Below are 17,160 nucleotides of genomic sequence, written 5' to 3'. Positions count from 1 at the left end.
TGTCCGCCGCGGTGCGGCTAGATGCCCATCATCTTGCGCAGCACCTTCTTGTCCGTCGTGCCACCGGCGAAGTCGTCGAACGCCTTCTCGGTGACGCGGATCAGGTGATGAGCGATGAAGGGAGCGCCCTCGGCAGCGCCGTCTTCCGGATGCTTGAGGCAGCATTCCCACTCCAGCACGGCCCAGCTGTCGTAGCCATGCGTGGTCAGACGCGAGAAGATTCCCGAGAAGTCGACCTGGCCGTCGCCCAGCGAGCGGAAGCGCCCGGCTCGGTTTAGCCAGCCTTGGTAGCCGGAGTAGACGCCCTGGCGACCCGTCGGGTTGAACTCGGCGTCCTTGACGTGGAAGGCCTTGATGCGCTCGTGGTAGATGTCGATGAAGTCGAGATAGTCGAGCTGTTGTAGCAGGAAGTGCGACGGATCGTAGTTGATGTTGCAGCGGGCATGGCCGCCGACGGCGTCCAGGAACATCTCGAAGGTGGCGCCGTCGAAGACATCCTCGCCGGGGTGAATCTCGTAGCAGAGGTCGACGCCGGCATCGTCATAGGCATCGAGGATCGGCTTCCAGCGCTTGCCGAGTTCGCCAAAGGCTTCCTCGATCAGGCCGTCGGGCCGCTGCGGCCAGGGGTAGAGATAGGGAAAGGCAAGGGCGCCGGTAAACGAGACCGAGGCGTTCAGCCCGAGATTCCGGGAGGCCTTGGCACCGAACATCATCTGCTCGACGGCCCATTTCTGACGGGCCTGCGGATTGTTGTGAACCGAGGCCGGCGCGAAGCCGTCGAACTGCTGGTCATAGGCCGGATGAACGGCGACAAGCTGTCCCTGCAGATGCGTCGAAAGCTCGGTGATCTCGACGCCGGCATCGGCACAGATGCCCTTGACCTCGTCGCAGTAAGCCTTGGATTCAGCGGCTTTCTTGAGATCGAACAGGCGGCCGTCCCAGGTCGGGATCTGAACCCCCTTGTAGCCAAGCCCCCCAGCCCATTCCGCGATTGACTTCAGCGAATTGAACGGAGCGTCATCGCCCGCGAACTGTGCCAGGAAAATTCCCGGTCCCTTGATGGTCTTGGGCAAAACTTCCTCCCTTGTCGCTATCCTGCCTGATGGCAATAGGTTGCGTGATCGCGGACAAATGTCCAGAACCAAGAAACATGGCCGACGGCCCCCCGACCGCCGGCCACTTTGCTCCCCCGAACAGGCTGGCCTGACCCTGCGGCAGCCAAAGCCGCCGCGGCAAGCCGCTGCCTGACCGCCCACTCTGGTAATACCAAAAATCGGAGTCCGGTCAAGCTGCGGCCGACCCCGCGCTGACCCGGCGATAATTTTCGCGCCTCGCAATAATTCCAAGTCGATCATATAGTTAGTGACCGAATTGGTGCATGAGTGCGGCTGCCTTGCCCGCTGAAAATTTTTGCTGTAGAGGTCGGACAGAGATGAATTGGTCGAACCAGATCGGAAGAACTGGCTCGGCCTGGCACTTTGGACAGCGCCCCGCTTCCTCGCGATGGCGGTGGCGGGCAATGGCAGGGAGGAAGGCACATGCATCTTTCGACGCATAACTGGATGCGCGCGGAACCGCTCGAGACGACGCTCAGGCGGATCAAGAAGTTCGGCTATGAAAGCATTGAGATTTCCGGCGAACCCGAGCAGTACAAGGCGGCCGAAACGCGTGCCCTTCTGAAGGAACACGGCATTCGCTGCTGGGGTGCCGTCACGCTGATGCTCGGCGATCGCAACCTCGCGGCCAAGGACCAGGGCCAGCGCGAGCGTTCGGTGCAGTATGTCAAGGACGTGCTGACCATGGTCAGCGAGCTCGATGGCGAAATCATCACGCTGGTGCCCGGCACGGTCGGCAAGGTGACGCCCGACGCGACCGAGGAAGAAGAGTGGACGTGGCTGGTCGACGCCACGCGCGAATGCTTCACCCATGCCAAGAAGGTCGGCGTCAAGATCGCCGTGGAGCCGCTCAACCGGTTCGAGACCTACATCTTCAACCGTGGCGAACAAGCGCTGGCGCTGGCCGATGCCGTGAGCCCGGAATGCGGCATCTGTCTCGATGCCTATCACATCCACATGGAAGAGTTCGACGTCGAGGAAGCCATCCGCAAGGCCGGCAAGCGGCTGTTCGACTTCCACGTCGCCGACAACAACCGCTTCGCTGCCGGCCTTGGCACCATCGACTGGCCGAAGATCGTCGGCATATTGCAGGACATCGGCTATGACGGCGCGCTGACCAACGAGTTCGTTGCCCCCGTCGATCGCACGCCGGCCAACCGCTACCCGGACATGGTGGAACGCAACCCGGTCGACATCTCGCCCGAGCAGCTGAAGTTCATCCAGGACCACGGCTCGAGCGTGCTGACCGAGAAGTTCTATACCGACCAGATGCGGATCACGGCCGAGACCTTGCTGCCGCTGATCGGCAAGAAGATGCCGGCCTAAAAGGGCGCCGCGGAAGGCGCAGGCAGGGCCAAGCCCGCCTGCGCCCGGAGCGCGGCAAGGGAGAGCGATGCGCATCAAGAGCATCAGAGCCTGGTGGGTGCGGATACCCATCGAAGCGAGCCGCCAGCACCGCAGCGACTTCGGCCAGGTGCGGACGTTCGACGCCGCGATTCTGCGAATCGAAACCGATGACGGCGTCGTCGGCTGGGGCGAGGGCAAGAACGCCGCCGGAAGCGCCGGCGACTACGGCGCGCTCGTCCACATGCTCAACCACGAGATTGGACCGCAGCTGATCGGCCGGCACGCCGGCGACATCGGCGTGATCTGGGAGATGCTCTACAACGGCGTGCGCGGCGGCCTTGCCGTGGCGTCCGGCCACGCCATGCCGCAGATTGCGCGGCGTGGCATGACGGTGGCAGCGATCAGTGCAGTCGATATCGCGCTGTGGGACATTCTGGGCAAGTCGCTCGGGTTGCCGGTGTGGCAATTGCTCGGAGGGCGCAAGCTCGACCGCATGCCGGCCTATGCGTCGGGCGGGTGGGCATCTGCAGACGCGATCGGCGACCAGCTGAAATCCTATATCGACAGCGGCGGCTTCAAGGCCGTGAAGATGCGGGTCGGCGCGATGGACGGGGCGCCGCACGTCTCCGCGGCCAGGGTACGTGCGGCACGCGCCGCGCTCGGTCCCGATGTGGACCTGATGGTCGACGCGCACGGCACCTACACGGTCGCCGACGCCAAGCGCTTCGTGCATCTCGTCGCGGACTGCGATCTGGCCTGGTTCGAGGAACCGCTGATCGCCGACGACAAGGCCGGCATGGCGGAGGTGCGTGCGGCCAGCAGCGTGCCGATTGCAACCGGCGAGAGCGAGGCGACGCGTTACGCCTTCCGCGACCTTGCGGTCCTCAAGTCCGCCGACATCTTCCAACCCGATCCGGCCTTCTGCGGCGGCATCAGCGAGGCGATGCGCATCGGCACCATTGCCAGCGCCTTCAACCTGAGGCTGGCGCCGCATCTGTGGGCCGGCGCGCCGTGCTTCTTTGCAGGGCTGCACGTCTGTGCCGCCTCGCCGGCGTCGTTCACGGTCGAATATTCGCTGGGCGCCAATCCGATGATCCACGATCTCGTGGAGGAAAGCATAGAGGTCTGTGACGGTATGATCGCCATTCCTGATCGACCGGGGCTCGGTTTCACGGTATCGGAACGCTTTCTGGAGGCTCACGCACAGGACGCCTGACCGATGAAAGAGAAGAACCTGCTCGCGGAGCTTGCCGCCTACCTGTTCTCCCGTTCGCACGGGGACACGGGAAGGACGCCCTCGGAGCGCGAACTGGCGGAACACTTCTCGGTGAGCCGCGGGCAGATCCGCGAAGCGCTGGCGATCCTCGAGGCCATGCAGATCGTCGAGAGACGCGCCAAGTCCGGCATCTACCTGACGACGCGGCAGGCCAGCGTCGAGGCCATGGCTCTGTTTGCCAAGGCCGGTGTGCCGCTCGACCCGATCCAGATCTACGAGACAGTCGAACTGCGCAAGATCCACGAGATCAAGGCGGCGGAACTTGCCTGCTCGCGTGCCACCGACGAAAATTTCGAACGGCTGCGCGAGATCCTGCACGAATCCGAGCTGCGGCTTGCCGAGGGCGTGGGCCTTGCACGCGAGGATCGCGACTTTCACCTCGAGATCGTGCGTGCGACCAAGAACAGCGTCTTTCACAAGGTGTGCAGCGTCTATTACGTGATGGGCGAGCAGCGCCTGCCGATCTACTTCACCGATCCGGAACGCAGCCGCAAGTCGCATGCCGAACACCTGCAGATCTTCGACGCGCTGGTGAAGCGTGACGGAAACCTGGCCCAGGCGCTGATGAGCTCGCATCTGCAGGGCGTCGAGAGCTACTGGAAGGGGCTTCTGCAGGGCGGTCCGGAGCAGGCAGGCAAAACGCTGGCACCGGCCTAGGAGCTGGCCGTGCCGATCATCTTCTCCACACATCCATTGCACCCGGAGCCGACAGCCATGCTGGCCGCGCATGGTGAGCTCGTCGTCGCCTCCGCGATCGACCCGGTGACAATTGCCGACGAGGCGCGCGAGGCAGACATCGTCATCGTGCGCGCCAACCTGCCGCCGATCCTCTTCGAGCGCGCGACAAGGCTGCGCGCCGCGGTTCGCCACGGCGCCGGGCTCGACATGATCCCGGTGGACGCGGCGACAAGGGCCGGCGTTCTGGTCGCCAACGTGCCGGGCGCCAACGCCCGCACGGTTGCCGAGCATGTGATGTGGACGTCGATGGCGCTGCTCAGGAAGTTCCGCAGCGTCGACGGCGACCTCAGGCAAAAAGGCTGGCTGGCCGGCCGCGACCACGCGGTCTCGGGCCACGATCTCGCGGGCCGCCGGATCGGCGTCATCGGCTTCGGCGCCGTGGGACGCAATGTCGGCGAGATCGCCGCCAAGGGCTTTGGGCTCGACGTCATCGTCAACACGCGGACGCAGCGCGACCTGCCGGCCCATGTACGCCATGCCTCGGTCAACGAGCTGGTGGCGGCAAGCGACATCGTCGTGCTCTGCTGCCCGCTGACACCCGAGACGACCGGCCTGATCAACCGCGAACGCATCGGGCGCATGAAGCCTGGCGCGCTGCTGATCAACGTGTCCCGCGGGCCGGTCGTGGAGGACGACGCGCTGATCGAGGCGCTGTCGGACGGACGTCTCGGCGGCGCGGCGCTCGATGTCTTCGTGACGCAGCCATTGCCGCCGGACCATGCCTATTTCCGCTTGGACAACGTGATCCTCACGCCGCACATGGCGGGCATCACCGAGGAAAGCATGATGCGGATGGGGATCGGCGCCGCGGAGGAGACGATCCGGATTCTCGGCGGGGGACTGCCGGTCAACTTCTGCAATCGCGAAGTGCTGGAGCATTATCGGCGCCGGTTTCCGGCCTGACCGAGACGCGCCCCGCTGTTCTGAACCCTCCAAACGAAAACGGCGGACGATCACTCGCCCGCCGCTTCAAAACCAGTTCAGACCGCCTTACTCGGCAGTGGTGGCTTCCTCAGCCGGGGCTTCGGCCGGAGCCTCTTCGGCAGCAGCCGGCTCGGCAGCGGCGGCGGCGATCGCGGCGGCTGCCTCTTCCTGTGCCTTCTTCAGGGCCTCGGTGCGCTCCTGGGCCTTGCGGCCGGGCAGTGCCTTGGTCGGATTGTTGCGCGCTTCACGTTTGGTGATGCCGGCCTCGTCGAGGAAACGGGCAACGCGATCGGTCGGCAGGGCGCCGTGATCCATCCAATGCTTGATGCGGTCGGCGTCGATCTTGACGCGCTCGCCGCCATCCTTGGGCAGCAGAGGGTTCCACGAGCCGACCTGCTCGATAAAACGGCCGTCGCGCGGCGAACGGACGTCGGCGATGACGACGTGGTAGTAGGGACGCTTCTTGGAGCCCGCACGGGCCAGACGAATTCGCAACGACATTTGTTTCTCCTAAAAGTCTGTTTTCGCTGTTTGGGTTGGCGGCTGTTTCAGCCGGTTTTCGTCACGCCGTTTTCAGCGGCGATCTGTTCGTGGTGGCGGATAACTTCCCTGACGACGAAGTTGAGGAATTTCTCCGCGAAGTCGGGGTCGAGGTGCGCGTCTTTCGCCAGCTGGCGAAGCCGCGCGATCTGCTGCTGCTCGCGCGCCGGGTCGGCGGGCGGCAGTCCATGCTCGGCCTTGAGCAGGCCGACCGCCTTGGTGCAGCGGAAGCGCTCGGCCAGCATGTGGATGAGCGCCGCGTCGATGTTGTCGATCGAGGCGCGATAATCGGCGAGCATCGCGCGTACCGGTGACATCTCGGCCGAATCCGTCATCTGCGCCTCACTTCTTCCTGTTGCCAAGACCGGGCAGGCCACCCGGCCCGCCAAGCCCTGGCAGTTTCATGCCGCCGGGCATGCCCGGAAGACCGCCGCTGCCAAGGCCCGGAAGACCGGCAGCACCGGCCTGCTTCTGCAGGGCCTCGAGCTGCTTGGGATCGAGCTTCGACAGGTCTGGCATGCCGCCGCCCATGCCGGGCATGCCGCCAAGACCCATTTTCTGCGCCATGCCGCCCATGAGGCCGCGCATCATGCCGCCGCCTTTGCCCTTGCCGCCCATGGCCTTCATCATGTCGGCCATCTGGCGATGCATCTTCAAGAGCTTGTTGATTTCGGCAGCGTTGGTGCCGGAGCCGGCGGCGATGCGCTTCTTGCGGCTGTGCTTCAGCAGGTCGGGGTTGGCGCGCTCGGCCTTGGTCATCGACGAGATGATGGCGAGCTGGCGGCCGAACATCTTGTCGTCGAACCCGGCGGCCGCCATCTGGTCCTTCATCTTGCCCATGCCCGGCATCATGCCCATGATGCCGCCCATGCCGCCCATCTTCGACATCTGACCGAGCTGTGCGGCCAGGTCGTTGAGGTCGAACTTGCCCGACTGCATCTTCTTGGCCATCGCCGCGGCCTGTTCCGCGTCGATGTTTTCGGCAGCCTTCTCGACCAGCGAAACGATGTCGCCCATGCCGAGGATGCGGTCGGCGATGCGCTTGGGGTGAAACTCCTCCAGCGCGTCCATCTTCTCGCCGGTGCCGATCAGCTTGATCGGCTTGCCGGTGACGGCGCGCATGGAGAGCGCTGCGCCGCCGCGACCGTCGCCGTCCATGCGGGTCAGGACGAGGCCGGTGATGCCGACGCGCTCGTCGAAGCTCTTGGCGAGGTTGACGGCATCCTGGCCGGTCAGCGAGTCGGCGACCAGCAAGATCTCGTGCGGCGACGAAACCTTCTTGATCTCGGCCATCTCGGCCATCAGCGGTTCGTCGATATGGGTGCGGCCGGCGGTGTCGAGGAGGACGACATCATGGCCGCCCAGCCTTGCCGCCTGGACGGCGCGCCTGGCGATCTCCACCGGCGTCTGGCCGGCAACGATGGGCAGGGTTGCGACGCTGACCTGCTCGCCGATCTGGCGCAGCTGCTCCTGCGCGGCCGGGCGGCGCGTGTCGAGCGAGGCCATCAGAACCTTCTTGTTCTGACGGTCGGTGAGACGCTTGGCGATCTTGCCCGAGGTGGTGGTCTTGCCGGAGCCCTGCAGGCCGACCATCATGACGACGACCGGGGAGGGTGCGTTGAGGTCGATGGCGACGCCCTCGGCGCCGAGCATGTCGACCAGTTCGTCATGGACGATCTTGACGACCATCTGGCCGGGCTTGATCGACTTCAGGACTTCGGCGCCGACGGCCTTTGCGCGGACCTTGTCGGTGAAGGAACGGACGACTTCGAGCGCGACGTCGGCTTCGAGCAGCGCGCGGCGAACCTCGCGCAGCGCCGCCGAAACATCGGCGTCCGACAGCGCGCCACGGCCGGTAAGGCCGTTCAGTATCGAGCCAAGGCGCTCTTGAAGTGACTCAAACATCCAGTTTTCCTTTTCCCTGACATCGCTGCGATGCCCGAGAGGTAGTGCTTTCGCGCCTGTGATGAAACCCAGAGCATGAGCCAAAGCCAAAAAGCACCCGGGGGCGCACTGCGCTGCCGGGTGTTGGCCTCCGGGATCTGTTTACGGCGTCAGCCCTGAAAGAGCGTCGGCGTCCCGGTCGGCTGCTCGGAGTGTTCTACTCGTCGCGGAATTGGCGGCTGTAGACAGGAAATTGCCGCAAGAGTCAAGATTGCGGTGCTGAGGCTGCAACCCGATCACCGGACGGCGCCGTGTCGGGGCCTACCTTGAGCGGCGAGCGCGGATGGAGGAGCAGTCCCAGCGTAATCAGGATGGAGACAATGCTCATGCCGACGATGGCCACGGCCTGACCTGCCGTCCAGGGCAGTTCAGCCAGCGTCGCGCCGCGATAGAGCGCGAAGGGGCTGAGCGCATTCTCGTGCGAGATGAAGAGGAAGCCGATCAGGTTGTTGCCGAGATGCGCGCCCATGGCGGCGCCGAGGTTGCCGGTGGCATAGACCAGCGCGACAAGAAGGGCTGCAAAGCCGCCGATCGAGACCAGCACACCGATATTCATGGCGGGTATCGATCCGGCATTCCAGTGCAGCAGGGTGAAGAGCAGCGTGGGCAGGACCGCCCAGACGAGCGGGCTGCGAAACCGCGCCGCCAGGCCGCGCAGAAGATAGCCGCGGAACAGGATTTCCTCCGACGAGGTCTGGATGAAGGCGAGGAGGACGACCGGCACGAAGACGACGAACCATACGCCCAGGCTCACCGAGCCGCGGTGGATTTCAGGGGCAAGCAGGTAGAAGCCGATCTCGGTCAGTGCCGAGGTGAAGAGCACCGCAATGAGGCCGTTGACGAAGCCCGGGCGAGACAGGCGAAGGCCGGCGCCGAAGAGGCGGCTGACGGGCTCGCGATGCAGAAACCGCATGGCGACCCAGACGCCGAGCCAGACGCCGGCGAAGGTGAGAAGGGTTGAAATGACGCCGATCGGCGACGCAAGGAAGCGACTTGTGAAGCCGCCCTGGTCGAAAGTCAGCGGTTCGGGGCCGAAGATCGGGCCGACATAGGCGTAGAGGTAGGCGCCGCCGTAGATCACCGCGCCGGTCGCGAGCAACCAGCAGATCGCGACGATCAGGCTGCCAGCAAGGAGCCATGGGAGGCTGGACCTGGCGGCCGATGCCTGGCGGTAACGTTCAAAGGCTGAGCTGGTCATAGGTCCCTCTTCCATTCCACCGGATAGGCTTCGTCGGAGGGCGGTGCGTCAAGGGCTGTGGGTGCAATATCGTTTCGGGAAGATGAAAAAGCCGCCGGGCGAACCCGGCGGCTTTCCCTTTTAGCGCATGACGTAGACGATCCTGCGCGACGACGGCTCCACCAGCACGGGCTGGCCGTTCACATAGACGTACTGGTACTCGTAGTCCGGGATGGGGCGAAGTTCGACGGTCTCGGGCAGACCCGCGCCAACGACAACCTCGCCATCCAGGTAGACAGGCTCGACCTCATTGGAGGTGACATAGGTGCGGACCTGTTCCGGCGGATCGATGATGGTGCCCGCGGCACCGCCCGCGACCACGCCCGCGCCGCCGCCGACGATCGCGCCGACCGGGCCGGCGATCAGGGCGCCGGCAACCGCGCCGGTGACACCGCCGGTAACCGCGCCGGTCGCGCCGCCGTCAACATCGGCGGGCGGCGGTACGACCGCGACACCCGAATTGAGCGGGCGCTGCGTGAGCACGACCTGGTTGCCGTCGAAATCGCTTGTCAGGTAATCCGAATAGACCCAGCCTTCGACGCCGTCATAGGCGACGACGCACCACTTGCTGTCTTCGAGGCAGCCATTGAGGTCTGCCGACTGGCCGGCGCCGATCGTGCCGATGATCTTGTGCTGCGGGCCGGGACCGGCGCGCAGGTTCAGATCGGTGGTCGCCGAAACGGCGACTTCTGCGAAAGCGGCGCCTGAAAAGGCGAGAAGCCCGGCCGCCGCAGTCGATACGAACAGTTTCTTGTTCATGTCAGTACTCCTTGTTGTCCCTCGGCCCAAGAACGACGACGGAGCCATTGCGTTCCGGCCGACCATCGGGCGCGTCGTGACGATTTGTTTCAGGCGGTCTCAGCCGGTCGACGGGACAAGAGGTCATGGGTGAAGGCGAGCTTCCTTGCCGTGACGGGAGAGATGACGAACGGGTAAAGGTCGGGCAGACCCATGCAGCGGTTGAGCGAGTTCGAGGCTTCGGAAAGCACCAGCCAGCGCGCCAGCATGCGGTCGAACTCCGCGCCCGGTCCAGGACGGGCCTCGTCGCCTGGCTGTGGCGCCTTGCCGGCCGGCAGACCGCCGGTGTCCAACCGGTCGAGGGGAAGATCGAGCGCCCGGACCATCTCCAGGGTGTCGGTGATGTGCAGGTAGTGGGCGAAGGTCTCGGCCCAGTCCTCCCAGGGATGGCTCGCGGCATAGGCGGAGATGTGGCGGCTTTCCCAGTCCGGCGGCGCGCCATTCCGGTAATGACGCTTCAAGGCGTCCTCGTAGTTGACCGTCTCGTCGCCGAAGACATCTCGGAAGCGCTGCAGCCAGCCGGCGTCGTCGCGAACCAGCCGGTCCCAGTAATAGTGGCCGAGCTCGTGGCGGAAATGGCCGAGCAGGGTGCGATAGTTCTCGCCCATTTCGGTTCGCAACTCCTCGCGCCGGGCGGAATCGGCCTCGGCGACGTTGAGCGTTATCAGGCCGCTGTCGTGGCCGGTCAGCACGTGCTCGCCGCTCGGCTCGTCGCCGTGCATCGGGTCGGCGAGAAAGTCGAACGCCAGGCCGTTTTCGTCGTCCGGCCGGGCCTTCGGACCGACCGGCAAGCCGAAGGCGAGCAGCGAATAAATGGCGCGCCGCTTGGCCGCCTCGACCCTGATCCAGCGGTCACGGTTTCCGTCGATGTTCAGATCGGGAATGGTCTTGTTCAGCGCGCAGGCACGGCAGAACCGGCCGTTCGGTTCGGCCGTCCAGTTGCAGGCGCACTCGGTCGCGTTGACGCAGGGCGGGTGCGACCCGCCCGACAGCACGAATGCACTGGCGTCGGGATCATAGATCACGAGCTTGCCGCAGTTCAGGCATTGCGCATTCTCGAAATAGAGGCGGGCACTACAGTTAGGGCAGGAAAACAGTTTCATGGCGAGGTCCGGCGATTGTGGTGAGACGCAGCAACGGCGAGCGGGGTCTCGGGTTCCGCGGGCCGATGCGCGCCCGGCGATCCGGTCAGGAGGAAGCGCCGCAAACAGTGTCCTGCCGATCACAAGAGCGGCAACAACGCCGCATTATTGCCGTTTCGACGCAACAAAAGCTTGATCGGCCGCCGCTTTTTGGGCATTCGCAGCAGGGATCACGGTTGTTCGCTGTTCATCCTACCGTAAGTTTTACACCTTTGCTGGCGAGCATCCCGAGCGGGGGAAGGTGGATCAGGCAACTCAGGAGAACATCATGGCATATTTTGCCAAGCTAAAGATGATCGCGGCTGTGGGCGTCGCCGTCGCCGGCTTGCTGACAGGCGCGGCGCAGGCCGCCTCGTGCGGTAACGACGCAGCCGGGTTCGAGCAGTGGAAGGCTGAATTCGCCGGCGTGGCCAAGGCCTCCGGGGTGAAGAAGAAGGGCCTGTCGGCACTTGCCGGCGCCTCCTACGCCACCGCCACCATCAAGGTCGATCGCGCCATCCACAAGGCCTTCAGCGGCTCGGTCGAATCCTTCATGCAGCGCCGTGGCGCCAACACCATCATCGCCAAGGGCCGCAAGCTCAAGCAGTCGAATGCCGCGCTCTTCAACAAGATCGAACGCACCTACGGCGTGCCGCCCGGCGTGATCCTCGCCATCTGGGGCATGGAGACGGGATTCGGCTCCTTCATGGGCAAGCAGAATACCGTCTCGGCGATCCTCACACTGGCCTATGACTGCCGGCGTCCGGCGTTCTTCGAACCGCATGCGGTAGCCGCGCTGATCCTGGTCGACCGCGGGGCGCTCAGCCCCAAGTCGGTCGGCGCCGCGCATGGCGAGATTGGCCACACCCAGTTCCTGCCAGGCAATGTGCTGAACTACGGCGTGGGCAACAAGAACCTGCGCGACAAGGCGACGGCGCTGGCGTCCACCGCCAATTTCCTGAGGGCGCATGGCTGGCGGCCGGGTGTCGGCTACGACGGCAACATGGGCGCGATCGCCGGATGGAACTCGGCGAGCGTTTATCAGCAGGCCATCGCGCGCATGGCCGCGGCCATCGACGGCTGATAATCCATAGCCTGAAAAGAAAAAGGCCCGGCACAGCGCCGGGCCATTTCCGTTCCATGGAGGGGTTCAGCCCTGTCGCTTGCGCGCGGCCAGGGTGCGCAGCCTGAGGCCGTTCAGGCGAATGAAGCCCTCGGCATCCTTCTGGTCGTAGGCGCCGCGATCGTCCTCGAATGTGACCAGCGCGTCGGAGTAGAGCGATTTAGGCGAGCGGCGGCCGGTGACGATGACGTTGCCCTTGTAGAGCTTGAGGCGAACCTCGCCCTCGACGTCTTCTTGGCTCTTGTCGATCATTGCCTGCAGCATCTCGCGCTCGGGCGAATACCAGAAGCCGTTGTAGATGAGTTCGGCATAGCGCGGCATGAACTCATCCTTGAGATGCGCGGCGCCTCGGTCGAGCGTGATCGATTCCATCGCGCGGTGGGCGGCGAGAAGGATGGTGCCGCCTGGCGTCTCGTAGACGCCGCGCGACTTCATGCCGACGAAGCGGTTTTCCACGAGGTCGAGGCGGCCGATGCCATTGTCGCGGCCAAGGTCGTTCAGCGCGGCAAGCAGCGTTGCCGGCGACAGCTTCTTGCCGTTCAGCGCGACAGGATCGCCCTTGGCGAATTCGAGCGTGATCTCGGTCACCGCATCGGGGGCGTCCAGCGGCGAGACGCTGCGCTGGTGGACGAATTCCGGCGGTTCGACCCACGGATCCTCGAGCACCTTGCCCTCCGAGGAGGAGTGCAGGAGGTTGGCGTCGACCGAGAAGGGGGCCTCGCCCTGCTTGTCCTTGGGAACCGGGATCTGGTGCTGCTCGGCGAAATTGATGAGATCGGTGCGCGACTTGAAGGTCCAGTCGCGCCACGGCGCGATGACCTTGATGTCGGGATTGAGCGCATAGGCCGAGAGTTCGAAGCGGACCTGATCGTTGCCCTTGCCGGTGGCGCCATGGGCGATGGCGTCGGCGCCGGTCTCGCGGGCGATGTCCACGAGGTGCTTGGAGATCAGCGGTCGCGCGATCGATGTGCCGAGCAGGTAGGTGCCTTCATAGACGGCATTGGCGCGGAACATCGGGAAAACGAAATCCGACACGAATTCCTCGCGCAGGTCCATCACGCGGATGTCCTTGATGCCCATCATCTCGGCCTTGCGGCGCGCCGGTTCGAGCTCGCCGCCCTGGCCGAGGTCAGCGGTGAAGGTCACCACTTCGGCGCCGAGTTCGGTCTGCAGCCACTTCAGGATGATGGAGGTGTCGAGCCCGCCTGAATAGGCGAGGACGACTTTCTTGACGTCTTTCCACTTGGTCATTGTGCTTGCCGGCCACCCGCTGTCGGCGCCTTCTCGGCGCCGGTTGAAATCGGGCGCACTAATAGCAGGAAAGCGCCATCGGGCAAGGTGCCGCCCGCATCCGGGCGGCCGCTAGAAGCGGCCGCGGAACAGTTGCCGGTAGATATCGTAGCCGGCAAGCCCAAGGCCCACGGCGCAGGCGGCGAAGAGATCGACCCGCTTGACCGTCAGGGCGACGATGCCAAGGAAAACGGCAAACAGGACCAGCGCGGCCAGCGCCATGATGCGGTCGACGATCATTGCGGACTCCTATCGGCCATAGAACAGCCTCGGCAGCCAGTAGGCGATGTCGGGGAAGACATAGAGGACGATCATGGTGATGAAGACCATGGCCACGTAGGGCAGCGAACCGGCAAAGATCTGCGTCAGCCGCACATGCGGTGGCGCTATCCCCTTCAGGTAGTAGGCCGACATCGCCATCGGCGGGGTCAGGAACGAGGTCTGCAGGTTGAGCGCGATCAGGATGCCGAAGAACAGCGGGTCGATGTCGAAGAGCGGCAGCAGCGGCAGGAAGATCGGCACGAAGATGATGATGATCTCCGACCATTCGAGCGGCCAGCCGAGCAGGAAGATGATGAGCTGTGCGAGCAGCAGGAACTGCAGCGGCGTCATGTCGAGGCCGACGACGAATTCGCGCACCACCTGCTCGCCGCCGAGATAGGAGAAGACCGACGAGAAGGTCCAGGAACCGACGAAGAGCCAGCAGACCATCGCCGTTGTGCGGACGGTCAGATAGACGGATTCCTGTAGCCGCTTCCAGGTCAGGGCGCGATAGGCGGCGGCGAGAACGAGGCCGCCAAGCGCGCCGATCGACGCTGCCTCCGATGGCGTGGCAAGGCCGAACAGGATTGCGCCGAGCACGGAGAGGATCAGGATCGCCAGGGGGAAGAACGACGTCAGCAGCATCCAGGCAAGCCGGGTGCCGGGAATAGGCACCTCGGGTTCGACCGGTTTCGGCGCCAGCTTTGGCTGCAGCATGGCGCGGCCGACGATGTAGATCAGATACATGCCGGCGAGCAGGAAGCCCGGCAGCAGCGCGCCGGCATAGAGCCGCACGATGGAAACGCCGGACGCGGCCGCATAGACGATCAGCATGATCGATGGCGGGATGAGGATGCCGAGCGTGCCGCCGGCGCAGATGACGCCGGAGGCGAAGCGCTCGTCATAGCCCGCCTTGAGCATGGCCGGCAAAGCGAGCAGGCCCATCAGGGTCACGACGGCGCCGACGATGCCTGTCGCGGTGGCGAACAGGGCACAGGTGATCAGCGCTGCCACCGCCATGGAGCCTGGAACCCGGCGCGAGGCGATGCTGAGCGTCTCGAACAGCCGGTCGACGATGTTGGCCCGCTCGACGATGTAACCCATGAACAGGAACAGCGGGATCGCCGTCAGCACGTCGTTGGCCATTACCGAATAGGTCTGGTTGACGAACAGGTCGAAGATGCGGTTGTCGAAGATGTGCCGCATGCGGTCGATGTCGAAATAGGCGTAGTAGCCAAAGCCGATGCCCATCGCCATCAGGGTGAAGGCGATCGGGAAGCCCAGCATGATCACGAAAATGAACAGGCCGAGCATGAAGATCGCGATTTGCGGGTCGGTCATCAGGCTTGTCCCTTCGGCCGTACGACGTCGATGGCTTCAGAGCCATGCTTGAGAGCAGCTGCGCCTTCGCGCTGCAGAACGGCCTCCAGTTCCTCGACATCGTCGTCGGGTGTCGGCCAGACGCCGGTGCGCATGGTGATGACACAGCGAAACACCTGGGCGATGCCCTGGAGCACCAAGAGAATGCCGGCTGCGATGATGACCGTCTTGAACTGGTAGATCGGAATGTTGGCAGGGCTCATCACGCTGACCTCGAGGTAGCGCCATGACCGGCCGGCGTAGCGCCAGCCGGAGATGACCAGCGCGATGACGCCCGGAAAGAAGAAGAGAAAATAGAGAACGAACTCCAGCTTGGCCTGAGTTTGCGGCTTCAACAGCCGGTACACGAAGTCGCCGCGCACATGACCGTCTCGCGACAGCGTGTAGGCGCCGGCCATCATGAACATCGTTCCGTACATCATGTAGGACAGGTCGAAGGCCCAGGGCGTCGGCGAGTTGAGCGCGTAGCGGACGAACACCTCATAGGCGACGCCGAACGTCATCACCATGACGCACCAGGCGAACACCTTGCCGAACCAAGCCGACAGCTTGTCGGCGAAGCGAATGTAGCTTTCCATAACCAGCCCGTCTCTGCGCGCGCCGCAGCAGATTCAGGCGGGGCCGTTGCGGCCCCGCCTGTGACTTATTCCCATGCCGTGTCCACGGCGACGAACACCGTCAGATCTTGTTCGGGAAGTAGTGCTGATAGGCCAGCTTGTAGTCCGGGGCGTTCTGCAGGCTGTAGAACACCACGCGCTCGCACCATGCCTTCTGGCTGTCGACGATCTTGGCGAAGAGCGGGTCTTCCATCAGCGGCGGCAGGATCTTGTCCCAAGCGTCGAGCTGCGACTGGAGGACCGAATCCGGCGTCCGCTTCACGTTGACGCCGTTCTCCTTCTGCAGCTTCTCCAGATCCGACGAATACTGGTTCATGGCCATGGCGAAGTTGGCGAGATGGGCCGATTCGACTCCATACTTCAGAATGGCCTGGAGATCCGGGTCGAGGCTCTCGAACTTGTCCTTGTTGAAGATGTACTCGAAGGACTCGGAAGCCTGATGGTAGGACGCCAGCATGTAGTTCTTGGCGACGTCCTGCGCACCGAAGCGCATGTCGGAAGTCGGGTTGTTGAACTCGAACGCGTCGATGACGCCGCGCTCCATGGCGGGCACGATCTCGCCGCCGGGCAACTGTGCGACGGAGGCGCCCATCGACTGGAACAGGTCGGCGGCCAGACCGACGGTGCGGTATTTCAGGCCGGCGATCTGGCTGGCATCGGTGATCTCGTTCTTGAACCAGCCGAGCGGCTGGGCCGGCATGCCGAAACTCAGGTAGCCGACGATGTTGAGGCCCAGCACGTCCTGGGTCAGTTCGCGATAATAGTCGTAGCCGCCGCCATGGTAGAGCCAGGCGATCATCTGGTTGGCGTCGGCGCCGAAGACCGGACCGGTGCCGAACAGGGACGCGGCCTTGTTCTTGCCGTACCAGTAGACCGGCACGGTGTGCGCGCAGTCGATCAGGCCGTCATGGCATGCGTCCTGCACCGCAAAGGCGGCGACGACAGCGCCGGCCGGCAGTAGGTCGATCTTGAGCCGCCCGCCGGACATGGCCTCGACGCGCTCGACATATTGCGCGGCCATTTCCTGGAAGACGTCGGATGACGGCCATGAGGACTGCATCTTCAGCACGATGGGTGCCTGAGCCAGAACGGCGGGGGCAGCAAGCGTTGCGCCGGCGGCAACGGTGCCGCCCAGCGCAGATGTCTTCAGGAATCTGCGGCGTGAAATCGGATCCTTGGTCATTGTGTACCTCCCAGTTGCATCTTTTTTTAATTTATTCAGCTGGGACAGCATATGCAGGAAGCGCTATGTTGCAAGCGTGTAATGATTTGATGCACCGTGCGGGCAACCCGCGGAATACAAGGCTTCCAGCTGCCAATCCGTGCCTTTAGACTTTAGTATGATCGGCGAAGTCCGGCGCAAACTGCGATAGTGGCGCCAGAACGGCAAATTGGTCAACCAATTGCCCGACGCTATATTGCAATGCGAAATCGAATACTGCGACGCAG

At 64.2% G+C, this 17,160-nt stretch carries 17 protein-coding genes; 5 read left to right on the top strand and 12 right to left on the bottom strand.

Annotated features, from left to right (window positions below; all coding sequences use genetic code 11):
- Window positions 1-17: 17 nt before the first annotated feature.
- A complete protein-coding gene (locus tag ACT2BZ_RS06790; protein WP_457940084.1) occupies window positions 18-1,073 on the bottom strand; it encodes a sugar phosphate isomerase/epimerase family protein in 1,056 nt (351 codons plus the stop codon).
- A 465-nt stretch (window positions 1,074-1,538) separates the two neighbouring features.
- On the opposite strand from ACT2BZ_RS06790, the gene ACT2BZ_RS06785 reads away from it, so the two are divergent.
- From ACT2BZ_RS06785 to ACT2BZ_RS06770, 4 genes are all read left to right on the top strand, one after another.
- The gene (locus tag ACT2BZ_RS06785) at window positions 1,539-2,441 is read left to right on the top strand and encodes a sugar phosphate isomerase/epimerase family protein (RefSeq protein WP_457940083.1); all 903 of its coding nucleotides are present in this window, start codon (window positions 1,539-1,541) and stop codon (window positions 2,439-2,441) included.
- A 67-nt stretch (window positions 2,442-2,508) separates the two neighbouring features.
- Window positions 2,509-3,678: a mandelate racemase/muconate lactonizing enzyme family protein gene (locus ACT2BZ_RS06780; protein WP_457940082.1), complete on the top strand. Its 1,170-nt coding sequence runs from the start codon at window positions 2,509-2,511 to the stop codon at window positions 3,676-3,678.
- Between the two features lie 3 nt (window positions 3,679-3,681).
- Window positions 3,682-4,395, top strand: coding sequence for a FadR/GntR family transcriptional regulator (locus ACT2BZ_RS06775; protein ID WP_457940081.1), 714 nt, complete (start codon window positions 3,682-3,684; stop codon window positions 4,393-4,395).
- 9 nt (window positions 4,396-4,404) lie between these two features.
- Window positions 4,405-5,379 (top strand): NAD(P)-dependent oxidoreductase, encoded by a 975-nt coding sequence (locus ACT2BZ_RS06770; RefSeq protein WP_457940080.1) that lies wholly within the window; start codon window positions 4,405-4,407, stop codon window positions 5,377-5,379.
- 87 nt (window positions 5,380-5,466) lie between these two features.
- Here ACT2BZ_RS06770 and rpsP read toward each other — a convergent pair whose 3' ends face one another.
- The 6 genes from rpsP to ACT2BZ_RS06740 form a co-directional block, all read right to left on the bottom strand.
- A complete protein-coding gene (rpsP, locus tag ACT2BZ_RS06765) occupies window positions 5,467-5,901 on the bottom strand; it encodes a 30S ribosomal protein S16 (RefSeq protein WP_457940079.1) in 435 nt (144 codons plus the stop codon).
- A 47-nt stretch (window positions 5,902-5,948) separates the two neighbouring features.
- Window positions 5,949-6,275, bottom strand: a complete 327-nt coding sequence (locus tag ACT2BZ_RS06760) for a chorismate mutase (protein WP_457940078.1) — start codon at window positions 6,273-6,275, stop codon at window positions 5,949-5,951.
- Between the two features lie 7 nt (window positions 6,276-6,282).
- A complete protein-coding gene (ffh, locus tag ACT2BZ_RS06755) occupies window positions 6,283-7,845 on the bottom strand; it encodes a signal recognition particle protein (protein ID WP_457940077.1) in 1,563 nt (520 codons plus the stop codon).
- A 244-nt stretch (window positions 7,846-8,089) separates the two neighbouring features.
- The gene (locus tag ACT2BZ_RS06750) at window positions 8,090-9,082 is read right to left on the bottom strand and encodes a CPBP family intramembrane glutamic endopeptidase (protein ID WP_457940076.1); all 993 of its coding nucleotides are present in this window, start codon (window positions 9,080-9,082) and stop codon (window positions 8,090-8,092) included.
- Window positions 9,083-9,202: 120 nt separating this feature from the next.
- Entirely contained in the window at window positions 9,203-9,880 is a 678-nt protein-coding gene (locus ACT2BZ_RS06745) for a DUF1236 domain-containing protein (protein ID WP_457940075.1), read from the bottom strand.
- Window positions 9,881-9,969: 89 nt separating this feature from the next.
- The gene (locus ACT2BZ_RS06740) at window positions 9,970-11,022 is read right to left on the bottom strand and encodes a zinc-binding metallopeptidase family protein (RefSeq protein WP_457940074.1); all 1,053 of its coding nucleotides are present in this window, start codon (window positions 11,020-11,022) and stop codon (window positions 9,970-9,972) included.
- Between the two features lie 307 nt (window positions 11,023-11,329).
- On the opposite strand from ACT2BZ_RS06740, the gene ACT2BZ_RS06735 reads away from it, so the two are divergent.
- Window positions 11,330-12,124, top strand: a complete 795-nt coding sequence (locus tag ACT2BZ_RS06735; RefSeq protein WP_457940073.1) for a lytic murein transglycosylase — start codon at window positions 11,330-11,332, stop codon at window positions 12,122-12,124.
- A 66-nt stretch (window positions 12,125-12,190) separates the two neighbouring features.
- Here the strand turns inward: ACT2BZ_RS06735 and ACT2BZ_RS06730 are convergent, their stop codons facing one another.
- The 5 genes from ACT2BZ_RS06730 to ACT2BZ_RS06710 form a co-directional block, all read right to left on the bottom strand.
- A complete protein-coding gene (locus tag ACT2BZ_RS06730) occupies window positions 12,191-13,414 on the bottom strand; it encodes an argininosuccinate synthase (RefSeq protein ID WP_457940072.1) in 1,224 nt (407 codons plus the stop codon).
- 111 nt (window positions 13,415-13,525) lie between these two features.
- Window positions 13,526-13,693: a hypothetical protein gene (locus ACT2BZ_RS06725; protein ID WP_457940071.1), complete on the bottom strand. Its 168-nt coding sequence runs from the start codon at window positions 13,691-13,693 to the stop codon at window positions 13,526-13,528.
- 9 nt (window positions 13,694-13,702) lie between these two features.
- Window positions 13,703-15,055, bottom strand: coding sequence for a TRAP transporter large permease (locus ACT2BZ_RS06720; protein ID WP_457940070.1), 1,353 nt, complete (start codon window positions 15,053-15,055; stop codon window positions 13,703-13,705).
- Complete coding sequence (locus ACT2BZ_RS06715; RefSeq protein WP_457940069.1) at window positions 15,055-15,672, bottom strand: TRAP transporter small permease subunit; 618 nt, start codon at window positions 15,670-15,672, stop codon at window positions 15,055-15,057. Before ACT2BZ_RS06715 ends, ACT2BZ_RS06720 begins: the two co-directional genes overlap by 1 nt.
- 100 nt (window positions 15,673-15,772) lie before the next feature.
- Window positions 15,773-16,894: a TRAP transporter substrate-binding protein gene (locus ACT2BZ_RS06710; RefSeq protein ID WP_457940068.1), complete on the bottom strand. Its 1,122-nt coding sequence runs from the start codon at window positions 16,892-16,894 to the stop codon at window positions 15,773-15,775.
- Window positions 16,895-17,160 lie beyond the last annotated feature (266 nt).

This window comes from Mesorhizobium sp. 10J20-29 (assembly GCF_054130485.1).
Note: the sequence above shows the minus strand (reverse complement) of the source record. Positions and strands in the feature narration are given on the sequence as shown.